Source organism: Flavitalea sp. (assembly GCF_035489435.1).
Taxonomy (GTDB): domain Bacteria; phylum Bacteroidota; class Bacteroidia; order Chitinophagales; family Chitinophagaceae; genus DATHKG01.
Window position 1 is genome coordinate 63,390 of sequence record NZ_DATHKG010000051.1, and the last position, 13,498, is coordinate 76,887.

Sequence of the window (13,498 nt, forward strand, 5' to 3'; positions counted from 1 at the left end):
GTTTGTATGAAATTACAACTTGCCCGCCAGATTGTAATTTTATTGATCGCAATCATAATGGCCTGCATTTTGTAAAAAATAATCAAAATCTTATCATGCCAGAAGGCCCTTCCATAGTTATTGCCAAAGAAGCGCTCGAACAATTCAAAGGAAAGAAAATTCTTGATGTATCCGGCTATGGCAAGCTTGATAAAAAATTAATAAAAGGTAAAACCGTTAAGGAGGTCACCACCTGGGGCAAACACCTTATTATAGTGCTGGGTAAAAAACTTGCAATAAGAGTGCATTTCATGTTATTTGGATCCTACAAGATCAACGAACGTGCCGCTAAGGCAAATCCAAAACTTTCACTGAGCTTCAAGGAAGGAGAACTTAATTTTTATGTTTCGCAGATTGTTCTGATCCAGGAAGATCTTGATTCTGTTTATGACTGGTCAGCAGACATCATGAATAAATCATGGGACCCTGGAAAGGCAGGCGATAAGGTGCTCGCAAAACCAAACACTTTTATATGCGATGTGCTTATGGATCAGCATATTTTTTCCGGGGTGGGAAACATCATAAAAAATGAAGTAATGTACAGTGCAAAACTTCATCCTGAAAACATAATAGCAGATGTTCCAAAAGAAAAAATCAATTTTCTTACTAAGGAAGTTCACCGATATTCTTTTGATTTTTTAAAATGGAAAAGAGCGGGAACGCTGCTTAAACACTGTAATGTGTATAAACAGGAATACTGCGCTGTTTGTGGCGGAGAAGTTACGGTTAAAGATGGCGGAAAAACAAAACGCAGGAACTATTATTGCGAACACGACCAGGTGAAATACAGTAGCGACGAGTTGCATTCAAAACAACATAAAACTTCACCAAATAAATTGACGCCGGCAAAAGGTACAACAGTCAAAGCACTAACAGTCAAAGCAACAACAATCAAAGCAACAACAAATAAAGTAGCAATAAAAAAAGCGGCAACGAACAAAACAACAACTAACAATGTGACAACAAAAAAAGCAGCACGAAACAAAGCAACAACCAAAAAAGCGATCTCAAACAATACCACAAACAAATCAACAACAAATAAAACCCATCCCAAAAAAGCTAAATCAAATTAAGCTGACCCGAAAATTCTTAAGCACTATAGATTTAAAAAACTCGTCCACTCACTCATAACTCATAACTCATAACTCTTTTTCACATGCTTCTGCGATACTGCCCACCAACTTCATAAAGTGCATGCGTAATTTCACCGAGTGTACAATGTTTAACTGTTTCCATTAACTCATCGAAAATGTTTCCATTTGCGAGCGCCACATTTTTCAGTTTATCAAGTATGGCCCCGGAAGTTGTTTCATTCCTTTTCTTAAAAGCACCGAGATTTTGAATCTGCTGTTCCCTTTCTTCAGTGGTACTCCTGATTACTTCCCCAGGCAGAACTGTGGGAGAACCTTTCTTATTAAGAAATGTATTCACACCCACAATCGGCAGTTCACCTGTATGTTTTAACGTTTCATAATGCAGACTCTCTTCCTGTATTTTATTTCGCTGGTACATACGTTCCATGGCACCAAGCACGCCGCCTCTGTCTGTGAGCCTGTCAAATTCCATGAGTACAGCCTCTTCAACGAGGTCGGTGAGCTCTTCAATAGCAAAGCTTCCCTGCATAAAATTTTCTGTTTTAGCAGAGCCAAGTTCCCGGTTGATTATTAGCTGAATGGCCATAGCCCTTCTTACACTTTCCTCGGTGGGAGTAGTGATAGCTTCATCATATGCATTTGTATGAAGTGAATTGCAATTATCATAGATCGCATAAAGGGCCTGTAATGTTGTCCGGATATCATTGAAGTCAATTTCCTGAGCATGCAGGCTTCTTCCACTGGTCTGGATATGATATTTTAGTTTCTGCGAACGTTCATTGCCGTTATATTTAAATCGAATCGCTTTGGCCCATATTCGCCTGGCAACCCGGCCAATAACAGAGTACTCTGCATCCATTCCGTTGCTGAAAAAGAAAGAAAGATTGGGAGCGAATTCATCGATATGCATTCCACGGCTAAGATAATACTCAACATATGTAAAGCCATTTGCCAGGGTGAAAGCCAGCTGTGTTACCGGGTTAGCACCTGCTTCAGCAATATGATAACCACTGATAGAAACACTGTAGAAATTCCGGATCTTGTTCCTGATAAAATATTCCTGAACATCTCCCATCAGCTTTAATGCAAACTCTGTACTAAAGATGCAGGTATTCTGCGCCTGGTCCTCTTTCAGAATATCAGCCTGTACAGTTCCCCGCACAGCTGCGAGTGTACCGGCCTTTATCTGTTCATATATTTCCTGAGGTATTACTTCGTTACCGCTCAGGCCCAGCAGTTCCAATCCCAGTCCATTATTGCCCTCTGGCAATCGCTCAGGAAATGCGGGGTTATAATACACGGGCTTTGGTAAATGTTTAAACTTGCTTGATATAATTTGTGAGGCCTCCTGCCAATCGCTGTTTTTGTTCAGCCACAATTCGCATTGCTGATCTATAGCAGCATTAAGATAGAATGCCAGCAGTATCGGTGCCGGCCCGTTGATGGTCATACTCACAGATGTTTTTGGATCAGAAAGATCAAAACCACTGTACAGTTTTTTAGCATCATCAACACTCGCAATGCTTACACCACTGTTGCCAATTTTGCCAAATATATCGGGACGCGGATCAGGATCCTCGCCATATAATGTAACACTGTCAAAAGCGGTACTGAGGCGGATGGCCGGTTGGCCCAGGGAAACATAATGAAATCGCTTGTTGGTTCTTTCGGGACCACCCTCGCCCGCAAACATGCGGGTTGGATCTTCCTCTGTTCGCTTAAGTTCGAAGACACCGGCGGTATAAGGAAACTTCCCGGGAAGGTTTTCCTGCAGCTGCCATTTTAGTATATCACCCCAATCTTTATATGATGGTAAAACGACTTTTGAAATACGCGTACCAGACAAACTTTCAGTTGAAAGCGGCTGTTTGATAATCTGATCTCTTACCTGGTATTCAAAATGGTCTGATTGATACATTTTTTTCACCGAGGGCCAATCACGGATCACTGCCAGGTTTTCACCATCGATTTGTTTTTCATAATCATTAAATAATGTCTGAATAGCTGATTTTGAATGAACGTTCCCAGCAGGCTTATCCATCTGATCATTTAATATGGAAATTGTGCCATTCAACTGGTATAACTTACTCGCAAATTGAGATTGTTCTGTGATCCATTTTGTGTACTGCCGGCTATGTTCTGAAATTTCTGACAGGTACCTCACGCGCGATGAAGGAATGATCAGCGGTCTTGTCTGGCCAGCATGTATTACTCCTGTTCCTCCGTTCCCGAAATGCACATTTGTTTTTGCTGCTATTAATGTGGTAAGCTTATTATACAACAGATTGATTCCGGAATCATTAAATTGCGATGCGATGGTTCCGATTACAGGTAAATCTTCATCTTTAACCGTCCAGAGACCATGATTTCTTTTGTATTGTTTTTTTACATCGTGTAATGCATCCAGTGATCCTGCCTTGTCGAATTTATTTATAGCTATCAGGTCCGCATAATCAAGCATATTAATCTTTTCAAGCTGGGAAGCGGCACCATACTCAGGTGTCATTACATATAAACTCGTATTGCAATAATCCAGTATCGATGTATCACTCTGGCCAACACCCGCGCTTTCAAGAATTACAAAATCAAAACCTGCAGCTTTACACGCATCTATGGCTTCTCCTACATATTTACTAAGAGCCTGGTCACTTTGACGGGTAGCAAGGCTACGCATGTATGATCTCGGACCCGAGATAGCATTCATCCTTATCCTGTCACCGAGTAATGCTCCCCCCGTTTTTTTCTTGGAAGGATCAACCGAAATAACTGCAATCATTTTTTGCTGGTTATAATGTAGAAACCGCCTCACGATTTCATCAGTAACCGAAGATTTGCCTGCACCACCTGTCCCGGTAATACCTAAAACCGGGATTGAATCTTTAATTGTCGATGCTTTATCAGTAGAGTCCTTAACTGTTTGACTATGCCGATCCGTTGCGCCCACCCCATTTTCTGCATTAGTAATCTGACGGCTTAGTTTACTTATATCTATCTGGCCTTTAACAGACCGGGCGGAGCTGACATTTCCATTCAGATTAAAGTCACAGGCACGTATAACCGCTTCGATCATTCCTTCAAGGCCCAGGCGCCTCCCATCGTCCGGTGAAAAAATCCTTGTTATGCCATAGTGTTGAAGATCAGTAATCTCCTGGGGAAGAATAGTTCCTCCACCGCCTCCGAAAATTTTAATGTGCCCGCATCCATTCTGATCTAACAGATCTTTCATGTATTTGAAAAACTCAAGATGCCCTCCCTGGTAACTTGTAATAGCGATACCCTGCACATCTTCTTCAATAGCACATTCCACGATCTCTGCAACTGAACGATTGTGTCCGAGGTGAATGATCTCGGCCCCCATTGACTGCATAATGCGCCGCATAATGTTGATAGCTGCATCATGCCCGTCGAACAGGGAAGCGGCAGTTACAATTCTTACCTTAAACTTTGGCTGGTAATCCATATTCAGTCTCATTATTTGGATCACCAAAAGTAATCTAAAAAACTAATGAGTGTTAGTTTTTTGGCTGCCCTGTCTGCATAAGTAATTGAAATAAAATACTTAAGTTTAAACCTTCAAAAACAAAAGTTATGAAATTATTCAGGTACGGCGATCCGGGAGATGAAAAACCAGGCATAGTAAACGCGAACGGCGAGCATTGTGATGTCAGCGGGTTCGGGGAAGATTTTGATGAAGATTTTTTTGGCGGAGACCGGCTGCATATGCTGGATTCATGGGTCAAAAGCAATCCCCATAATTGTAAAAAAATAGACCATATAGAACGGTTTGCTCCCCCGGTCATGAGGCCCTCCAAACTAATTTGCATTGGGTTGAATTATTCGGATCATGCTAAGGAAAGCAACATGACTCTACCCGTTGAACCGGTAGTTTTTTTTAAGTCTACCTCTGCTATAGTCGGACCTAATGATGACCTTATCATTCCCAAAAACAGTAAAAAAACAGATTGGGAAGTTGAACTTGCAGTGGTTATTGGCAAAAAGGCTTCATATATTGAAGAAAAAGATGCCGCTGATTATATTGCCGGTTATGTTCTTCACAATGATTATAGTGAAAGGGAGTTTCAGCTTGAAAGAGGCGGTCAATGGGTTAAGGGAAAAAGTTGCGATACTTTTGCGCCCCTTGGTCCCTATCTTGTAACACCTGATGAAATCGGCGATTTGAATAATCTTCGTTTATGGCTAACCGTGAATGGAAAAATGATGCAGGATGGTAACACTGGTAACCTCGTTTACAAGATCCCTTATCTGGTACATTATCTTAGCCAGTTCATGACCTTGCTGCCAGGAGATATTATCAGTACAGGAACCCCGGCTGGTGTAGGTCTTGGTCAAAAACCCGAACCACTTTATCTGAAGGCCGGTGATGTGGTTGAATTAGGAATCGATGGACTGGGAACTTCAAAACAAAAGGCGGTTGGTTACAAAGCTGTTGAAGTTCAGTAATTGAATTATGTTTTGAGTAATTATAAATATAAGACCAGGCTATGGCTGACCTTAACAGATATTGTCTTGCACTTGATCTCAAAAATGATCCGGATCTTATCAAAGAATATGAAGATTATCACCGCCATGTGTGGCCGGAGATTGTTGAAAGTATAAAGGCTTCCGGTATTCAAAACATGGAGATTTACCGGACCGGTAACCGGCTTTTTATGATTATGGAAGTGGGTCCGGCTTTTTCATTTGATAAAAAGGCCAGGGCTGATGCTGCAAACCCAAAGGTTCAGGATTGGGAAACTTTGATGTGGAAATTTCAGCAGCCACTTCAGTGGGCCGCAGCTGGTGAAAAATGGATGTTGATGGATAAAATTTTTGCTCTGACTACTTAATTGCGCCACTATGACTATCGATTCGCATGTGCATTTCTGGGAATACGACAAAAATCGGGATACATGGATCACAAATGATATGAAGATCCTTAAACAGGATTATTTACCGCCAACGCTCGAAACAACATTGAAAAGAAATGGGATAGATGGCTGCGTTGCGGTACAGGCTGACCAGTCCGAGCTTGAAACGCGGTTCTTTGTAGAACTTGCAAAAACTTTTACTGTTATAAAAGGAGTTGTTGGATGGGTTGATCTGCGGGCAGATAACATTGCGTCAAGACTCGAATATTTCTCACAATACCCTATCATAAAAGGATGGCGGCATATTGTACAGGGCGAACCTGCAGGCTTCCTTTCTGACCCTGCTTTTCGCAGGGGCATTGAGGAACTTGCTCCTTATGAATGCACCTATGATATACTAATCTATCATCATCAGCTCAGGGATGCGATTGATTTTGTAAGTGCTTTTCCTTCACAGAAGTTTGTAATAGATCATTGTGCCAAACCTGCAATCCGTGAGAAGAATATTGAAACCTGGAAAAAGGACATAACTGAAATTGCAGGTCATCCTAATGTATATTGTAAGTTATCCGGCCTTTTTACCGAGGCAAATTGGAAAAACTGGAGTCCCGGAGATTTTTATCCTTACCTGGATGTGGTGTTTAAAGCATTTGGTGCAGACAGGCTGATGTTTGGAAGCGACTGGCCCGTTATGCTGTTGTCTGGAATCTATGTGCAATGGAAAAGTCTCATTGAAAAATATATGGAAACATTCATTGATGATGATAAGGAAAAAGTTTTTGGATTAAATGCTATACAATTTTACAATTTATAAATATGGATCTTTATTTAACGGACAAAGTTTTTATCGTGACAGGGGGAGCAAAAGGTATTGGTGCAGCAATCAGCAAAGGTATTGCAGCCGAGGGTGGAATAGTTGTTATTGCCGGCCGCGATGAAACTGATAATCAAAGGACGGTCGATGAAATTTTGCAGTTGAAAGGCAAAGCGTCTTCCATAAAAGCGGAGCTAAGTGAAGTTGCCGCCTGCCAGGCAGTGATAGACTTCGCTATCAAAAATTATGGCCAGATTGACGGCATTGTAAACAATGCAGGAGTAAACGATAGTGTTGGTGTAGAGAAAGGTTCGCCTGAGAAGTTTATGCAATCAATTATAAAAAACCTTACACATTATTATAACCTGGTGCATTATGCCTTACCTCATCTGAAAAAAACCAAAGGCAGCATTGTAAATATAGGTTCCAAGGTTGCCACAACGGGCCAGGGTAATACATCTGGCTATGCGGCTTCAAAGGGAGCCATTAATGCGCTGACCAGGGAATGGGCCGTGGAATTTTTGCCATTTTCTATCCGGGTGAATACCGTTTTGCCGGCTGAAGTATGGACTCCACTTTATGAAAACTGGATCAATTCATTGCCTGATCCTAAAGCAAAACTTGCACAAATCGTTTCAAAGATTCCACTTGAGCAACGATTTACAACTGCAGAGGAGATTGCAGATATGTCTGTTTTTTTACTAAGCAAAAGATCCGCACATACAACCGGCCAGTTGATTTTTGTGGATGGTGGTTATACCCATCTTGACCGCTCGCTTACCTGATTGAAAACATTATATTACTAAATACGATTGCATGTCTGCTCTATCTCCAAAATCAACTGCCAACAAATACCTGCTGCCTTTCATATTGATTACAAGCCTGTTTTTTTTATGGGCTTTCCTGCATAATATCAACCCTGTACTTATCCCTCATTTAAAAAAGGCCTGCCAGTTAACGGATACCCAATCATCTTTTATTGACTTTGCTGTTTATATTGGTTACTTCCTTGTGGCAATACCGGCTGGTTGGTTCATGCACAAATTCGGATATAAAAAAGGAATCCTTGTCGGCCTGATTTTGTATGGCCTGGGAACTATACTTTTTGTACCTGCTGCTACAACAAGGAGTTATGAATTTTTCCTGGTCGCTTTGTTTATTATAGCAAGCGGCGCAACATTTCTTGAAACTGTTGCTAATCCATATATAACGAAGCTCGGTCCGAAAGAAACATCTGAACAACGTTTGAATTTTGCTCAATCATTCAATGGTGTTGGTGCAGTTGTGGCGCCGATAATTGGCGGGATGTTTATATTATCCGGGATCGAAAATACGCCTGAGCAATTACAGGCAATGGATCCTGCTGCCCTCAATGCTTACCTTGATCATGAAGCCAGTGCAGTAAAGCTGCCATACATCGTTATCGCTGCAATAGTATTGGTAGTAACCATATTGTTCTTTATTATTAAGCTCCCGGAAATCAGGGAAGAAGAATCTGAAGAAGGAAAGTCTTTTTCAATCAATGTTTTCCGGCACAGGCATGTTAAGTGGGCTGTAATCGCCCAGTTCTTTTATATGGGAGTGCAGGCCGGGATAGGAAGCTTCATTGTACGTTTCTCGAAATATGTTGCGAACATTCCTGAAAAACAAGCTGCAATTTTATGGGGTTCGGTAGCCATGGTTGGTTTTATGGCCGGAAGGTTTGCAGGTACTTATTTTATGAGGTTTATTAAGCCAGCAAAATTGCTGGCAATCTATTCAGTTATCTGTATGGTTCTGCTGGTAATCGGGATCACCCTGACCGGCAAAATTGCGGTATACACGGTGCTTGCTGTTCCATTTTTTTACTCAATTATGTTTCCGACCATTTTCGCGCTTGGCATCAAGGACCTCGGTGAAGAATCAAAAATTGCGTCTTCTTTTATCGTGATGGCAATTGTGGGAGGGGCTTTTTTCCCACTTGTTATGGGGTACATAAGTGATCAGACGGGAAGTATCCAGATCGCTTATATAGTTCCTTTGATTTGCCTCGTGGTTGTTTTGTATTTTGCATTAAAAGGGCACCGGGTAATTAAACCCGTTCTCACAAATAAAATTTGATATGTTCCGACTTGATAATAAAACAGCAGTGATTACCGGAGGAGGAAGCGGTATTGGGAAAGCGATTGCCCTATTGTTTTCACGCCGGGGTGCTGACGTGTATATTATTGATATGAATGAAGAGGGTGGAAAAGCAGTTGCCCACGAAATTATCGAAGCAGGCGGCATTGGAGTTTTTAAAAAATGCAATGTCGCCATCCAGGCAGAAGTTAAAAATGTAGTGCACAGTATTGAAAGGGACGCTGGTGCCATCCATATATTAGTTAACAATGCCGGTATAGCCCATGTCGGCAATCTCGAAAAAACCTCCGAAGATGACTTCAACAGGATCACCGAGGTAAATGTAAAAGGCGTTTACAATTGTCTTCATGAAATAGTACCGGTTATGAAAAAAACCGGGGGCGTAATTGTAAACATGGCTTCTGTCGCCTCCGCCGTCGGGATACCAGATCGTTTTGCCTATTCAATGTCTAAGGGTGCAGTGATAGGAATGACACTGTCAGTTGCGAAAGATTATATTAAGGAGGGAATCAGGTGCAACAGCATTTCACCGGGAAGGGTTCACACTCCATTTGTTGATGGATTTATAGCAAAAAATTATCCTGGCCAGGAAAAAGAAATGTTTGAAAAACTTTCTAAAACCCAACCGATTGGCAGGATGGCTGAGCCGGATGAAATAGCCAACCTGGCCCTTTATCTGTGCTCGGATGAGGCTGCATTTGTGACTGGTTGCGATTATCCTATTGATGGGGGATTTATAAAGTTGAACACCTGAGAAAAGTTGGACAACTCAGACAGGAATTTATAAAAATTATGGTGATACTTCACAAATTTTATTAATTTGTGGCTATTCTAATAATTAACTGCCTGAAAAAAATTGCTTCCATACTTCTTTTAAGCCTCCTTCTATTCAATTGGATTGGCTACCGGCTGTTAACTCAGTACCTGGAATTCAGCGCTAACGAACGGCTTGAAGCCAGGCTTGATCTCAATGACTACAACGAATCTGAACTGATTGAAATGCGCGTTTCCCTTAATCTTCCATACCAGAACGACCAGGCCGGTTTCGAGCGGGTAAACGGTGAAATAGAGATTAACGGAACACACTATAATTATGTGAAACGCCGGATTGAAAAAGGTCAGCTTGTCGTGCTGTGTATTCCTAACCAGGGAAAAACGAAGATTGAGAATTCCAGAGATGATTATTTCAAACTGATTAATGATCTGCAGCAAAATGGAGATGCTAAGAAAACAGAGAAATCGTCTTCAACTGCATTCAAAGCCCTTTTCAGTGAATACAATGCCGAAATTAATAACTGGTCAATTGCGTCGCCGGTTCAGCTTGCTCCGAAACCACGAATTAGCGATAGCGGGCTAATAGCTTTCTTAATTTATCTTATCCCCGGACAACCTCCGGAATTCTGCTGATTGCATCTGAATTTCATTGACCTGAACTACTCAGGAAATTTTTGTTTACTCACTTATCGTTATGTATAGATTTATTGTAGGATTGTTTATCCTTGTGTCACTCAACGCGTGTAATACTAAAAAAGATTATGAGACCGTGATGAAAAATCCGGTGCTTTACAGCAAAACTGTGTCTGATCTGACTGAAGTTATTACCTATGACATCTTCAATCCACCGGTGGCAAGCAGGATTTATGCTTATTCGCATCTTGCCGCTTATGAAGTAATTGCTAACAATGATCCAGGATACACTTCGTTAAAAGGACAACTGCCCGGCTATGCCAAATCGCCTGCACCGGATCCTGCAAAAAAAATCGACAAAAATTTTGCAGCCTTAACTGCATTCATGGAAGTAGGTCGCACGCTGACTTTTTCAAAAGATAAGACAGACGCTATATTGGATTCGTTGAACATGCTTGCAAAGGAACATGGAATGCCGGATGACGTATATCAAAACTCCATAGACTATGGAGTTTCAGTAGCAAAGTCTGTGCTGGAATGGAGCAAAAAAGATAAATATGCCGAGACAAGATCTGCGCCCAAATACACCGTAAATAATAATGACGAAGGTAAATGGGTTCCAACACCACCGGCTTATTTCCCGGCGGTCGAGCCTAAATGGATGACAATTCGGAGCATTGTAATGGATTCAACGAATATGTTCCGTTCAAAACCGCCTTATAGTTTCAGCAAAGATAAAAACAGTGATTTTTATAAGATGGCTTTCGAGGTATATGAAATTGGTAACCGGGCACAGGTAGAACATGTAGCAATGGCTGATTTCTGGGATTGCAATGGATTTAAAATGAACGTGGTCGGCCACGTGATGTATGCCACAAAAGCGATGACCCCGGGCGGACATTGGATGGGTATTACCGGAATAATCTGCAAAAACAATAAAGCTGATTTTGCAACTACAGTATATACTTATACCTGTGTTGCATTTTCTGTGATGGATGGTTTTATTGCATGCTGGGATGCCAAATATTATTACAGTCTAATAAGACCTGAAACTTATATCAACCTGTATATTGATAATAACTGGAAGCCAAGATTACAAACACCACCCTTTCCTGAATATACCAGCGGGCATTCAGTGATCTCCAGCGCCGCTTCCACCATTCTCACAAAGATCTATGGCGAAAATCAGGCTTTCACTGATTCAACCGAACGTGCATGGGGCTGGCAGGACAGGAATTTTAAATCCATTAATGATGCTGCTACCGAAGCTTCATTGAGTCGCTTATACGGCGGAATACATTTCCGGCCGGCAATCGATGAAGGTATCATTCAAGGTACCAGCATCGCCAATTATCTCTTCACAAAGTTGAAAATGCGAAAAGGCGAACGTCTTGCTTCTGTAAACAAAACTGACAGCTTAATGACAGGCCAGCATAACTAGATCACATTTAGCCAGGATATACCCAACCAAAACACAAGTAACCAAATACCATTTAACCTTTATTCCAATTTCTAAACAACTGCAATGAGACATTATCTGATTTATTTTAAAAGGGTCACGTTCATCTGCCTCTGCGCTTTAATGATGCTGGGTGTTGTCCAGGGGCAAACAGATGTTGACGCTATCATGATGAACAAAAATAATTTCTGTACTGGATTTCAATACAGTTATAGCAGCTGGGACCATTACTGGGAAGGCAAATTAAAAAGAACCAACCTGAACCTGGGTACCGTATCTACCCAGATTGTGGGATGGATGGGTAATTATGGGATCACTAATAAACTAAACGTTTTATTCAGCTTGCCTTATGTATGGACCAAATCTTCAGCCGGAACATTACATGGTGTGGATGGCATGCAGGATCTGAGCTTGTCTGTAAAATATAAATTGCTCGAAAGAAAACTGGGAAAAGGTAAGTTCTCGCTTATAGCGCTTGGCGGATATTCGTTCCCGGTAAGTAATTATGTTGCCGATTATCAGCCATTGTCAATTGGTCTTGGCAGCAATAATCTTACACTTCGTGTAACAGGTGATTATGAAATAAACAAGATGTTCGTAACCGGCACTGCAGCGTATGTGCATAGAAGTAATATTACTATTGATCGTGATCATTACTATACAGATGAGATGCATTATACCAATGAGGTTGAAATGCCGGATGCAGCTACTTTTCAACTTCGGTTAGGCTATCGCGGTACTTTGATCGGTGCTGAGGCGATTGTCAGTAACTGGACAACTCTTGGCGGTTTTGATATCACGAGAAATAATATGCCTTTTCCCAGCAACCGCATGAATTCAACAATGGTTGGTGTCAACTTCAAATGTAATCCAAAGGCATTGCCAGGATTAAGCGCGATGGCAGGCGGAGGTTATACTGTTGCCGGCAGAAATGTTGGTCAGTCGCTCAGTGTTAATGGCGGATTGTTCTATGTATTTGATTTCAACAAAAAAGACCAAAACGACTAAGTAAACTGTTAAAGAAATTGTTATGAAAAAGATATTTGCAATATTGCCGGTGATTGTAATTGGTGTGATCTGCTTACCGTTTGCCTGTTCGAAAGACATCTCGGGTCGCACCGATGATTTACCAGCTTTGGCACCAGCGAAAACCGACATTGACGCTGGTACCTGGAAGCCAGTGCTTTTAACTTCGGCCACTGAGTTCGCAGTACCTGCTCCTATAGCTACAACAACACCCGACTATATCGCACAGCTTAGTGAAATCAAATCGTTTCAGAACGATCTGACCAGTGAGGAAAAAGATCTTGTAAGTTACTGGTCTGCCGGTGGGGTACTGAGGTGGAATGAAATTATGCGCGAGTTAGTTGCAAAACATAATCTGCCTCCATACCAGAACGAGGATCAGACTTATCCTGCCCCTAACGCAAATAATCCGCTCGCCTATCCTTTATTTCCTTTCGCTAATCCGCCTTATGCTGCCCGTGCATATGCTTATTTCAGCGCGGCACAATATGATGCACTCGTTGCTGCCTGGCACTATAAAAAACTATATAACAGGGCGGCGCCATATAAAGTTGATAACACCATCAAATCATTGGTTACACAAACCGATCTTCCCTCTTATCCTTCAGAAGACGCAGTAATTGCAGGCGTTGCACTGGAGATGATGAAGTTATTGTTTCCCGGCGACCTG

The 13,498-nt window shown here is 41.6% G+C and carries 12 protein-coding genes; 11 read left to right on the forward strand and 1 reads right to left on the reverse strand.

Annotated elements, in window-relative coordinates; genetic code table 11:
* Positions 1 to 95 precede the first annotated feature (95 nt).
* Entirely contained in the window at positions 96 to 1,112 is a 1,017-nt protein-coding gene (locus tag VK664_RS08285) for a DNA-formamidopyrimidine glycosylase family protein (protein WP_461398170.1), read from the forward strand.
* 79 nt (positions 1,113 to 1,191) lie between these two features.
* On the opposite strand, the gene VK664_RS08290 is transcribed toward VK664_RS08285, so the two are convergent.
* Positions 1,192 to 4,605 carry a methylmalonyl-CoA mutase family protein gene (locus tag VK664_RS08290; RefSeq protein WP_461398171.1) on the reverse strand — a complete coding sequence of 1,138 codons (3,414 nt, stop codon included), beginning with the start codon at positions 4,603 to 4,605 and terminating at the stop codon, positions 1,192 to 1,194.
* Positions 4,606 to 4,721: 116 nt separating this feature from the next.
* On the opposite strand from VK664_RS08290, the gene VK664_RS08295 reads away from it, so the two are divergent.
* From VK664_RS08295 to VK664_RS08340, 10 genes are all read left to right on the forward strand, one after another.
* Positions 4,722 to 5,594 carry a fumarylacetoacetate hydrolase family protein gene (locus tag VK664_RS08295; RefSeq protein WP_461398172.1) on the forward strand — a complete coding sequence of 291 codons (873 nt, stop codon included), beginning with the start codon at positions 4,722 to 4,724 and terminating at the stop codon, positions 5,592 to 5,594.
* Positions 5,595 to 5,635: 41 nt separating this feature from the next.
* A complete protein-coding gene (locus VK664_RS08300) occupies positions 5,636 to 5,980 on the forward strand; it encodes an L-rhamnose mutarotase (RefSeq protein ID WP_461398173.1) in 345 nt (114 codons plus the stop codon).
* Positions 5,981 to 5,990: 10 nt separating this feature from the next.
* Positions 5,991 to 6,815, forward strand: a complete 825-nt coding sequence (locus tag VK664_RS08305) for an amidohydrolase family protein (RefSeq protein ID WP_461398174.1) — start codon at positions 5,991 to 5,993, stop codon at positions 6,813 to 6,815.
* 2 nt (positions 6,816 to 6,817) lie between these two features.
* Entirely contained in the window at positions 6,818 to 7,600 is a 783-nt protein-coding gene (locus VK664_RS08310; protein WP_461398175.1) for an L-fucose dehydrogenase, read from the forward strand.
* 31 nt (positions 7,601 to 7,631) lie between these two features.
* On the forward strand, positions 7,632 to 8,915 hold the full coding sequence (gene fucP, locus VK664_RS08315; protein WP_461398176.1) for an L-fucose:H+ symporter permease: 1,284 nt from the start codon (positions 7,632 to 7,634) through the stop codon (positions 8,913 to 8,915).
* Position 8,916: 1 nt separating this feature from the next.
* Complete coding sequence (locus tag VK664_RS08320; RefSeq protein WP_461398177.1) at positions 8,917 to 9,690, forward strand: SDR family NAD(P)-dependent oxidoreductase; 774 nt, start codon at positions 8,917 to 8,919, stop codon at positions 9,688 to 9,690.
* 68 nt (positions 9,691 to 9,758) lie between these two features.
* Positions 9,759 to 10,343: a hypothetical protein gene (locus VK664_RS08325; RefSeq protein WP_461398178.1), complete on the forward strand. Its 585-nt coding sequence runs from the start codon at positions 9,759 to 9,761 to the stop codon at positions 10,341 to 10,343.
* 61 nt (positions 10,344 to 10,404) lie between these two features.
* Positions 10,405 to 11,784, forward strand: a complete 1,380-nt coding sequence (locus VK664_RS08330) for a vanadium-dependent haloperoxidase (protein ID WP_461398179.1) — start codon at positions 10,405 to 10,407, stop codon at positions 11,782 to 11,784.
* 84 nt (positions 11,785 to 11,868) lie between these two features.
* Positions 11,869 to 12,810 (forward strand): hypothetical protein, encoded by a 942-nt coding sequence (locus VK664_RS08335; RefSeq protein WP_461398180.1) that lies wholly within the window; start codon positions 11,869 to 11,871, stop codon positions 12,808 to 12,810.
* Positions 12,811 to 12,832: 22 nt separating this feature from the next.
* The coding region (locus VK664_RS08340) for a phosphatase PAP2 family protein (protein ID WP_461398181.1) at positions 12,833 to 13,498 on the forward strand (666 nt) is incomplete at its 3' end.

Excerpts from the sequence above, each read along its gene's own strand:
- VK664_RS08285 (WP_461398170.1), top strand. The coding sequence starts at position 96 with ATGCCAGAAGGCCCTTCCATAGTTATTGCCAAAGAAGCGCTCGAACAA.
- VK664_RS08290 (WP_461398171.1), bottom strand. The coding sequence starts at position 4,605 with ATGAGACTGAATATGGATTACCAGCCAAAGTTTAAGGTAAGAATTGTA.
- VK664_RS08295 (WP_461398172.1), top strand. The coding sequence starts at position 4,722 with ATGAAATTATTCAGGTACGGCGATCCGGGAGATGAAAAACCAGGCATA.
- VK664_RS08300 (WP_461398173.1), top strand. The coding sequence starts at position 5,636 with ATGGCTGACCTTAACAGATATTGTCTTGCACTTGATCTCAAAAATGAT.
- VK664_RS08305 (WP_461398174.1), top strand. The coding sequence starts at position 5,991 with ATGACTATCGATTCGCATGTGCATTTCTGGGAATACGACAAAAATCGG.
- VK664_RS08310 (WP_461398175.1), top strand. The coding sequence starts at position 6,818 with ATGGATCTTTATTTAACGGACAAAGTTTTTATCGTGACAGGGGGAGCA.
- fucP (WP_461398176.1), top strand. The coding sequence starts at position 7,632 with ATGTCTGCTCTATCTCCAAAATCAACTGCCAACAAATACCTGCTGCCT.
- VK664_RS08320 (WP_461398177.1), top strand. The coding sequence starts at position 8,917 with ATGTTCCGACTTGATAATAAAACAGCAGTGATTACCGGAGGAGGAAGC.
- VK664_RS08330 (WP_461398179.1), top strand. The coding sequence starts at position 10,405 with ATGTATAGATTTATTGTAGGATTGTTTATCCTTGTGTCACTCAACGCG.
- VK664_RS08335 (WP_461398180.1), top strand. The coding sequence starts at position 11,869 with ATGAGACATTATCTGATTTATTTTAAAAGGGTCACGTTCATCTGCCTC.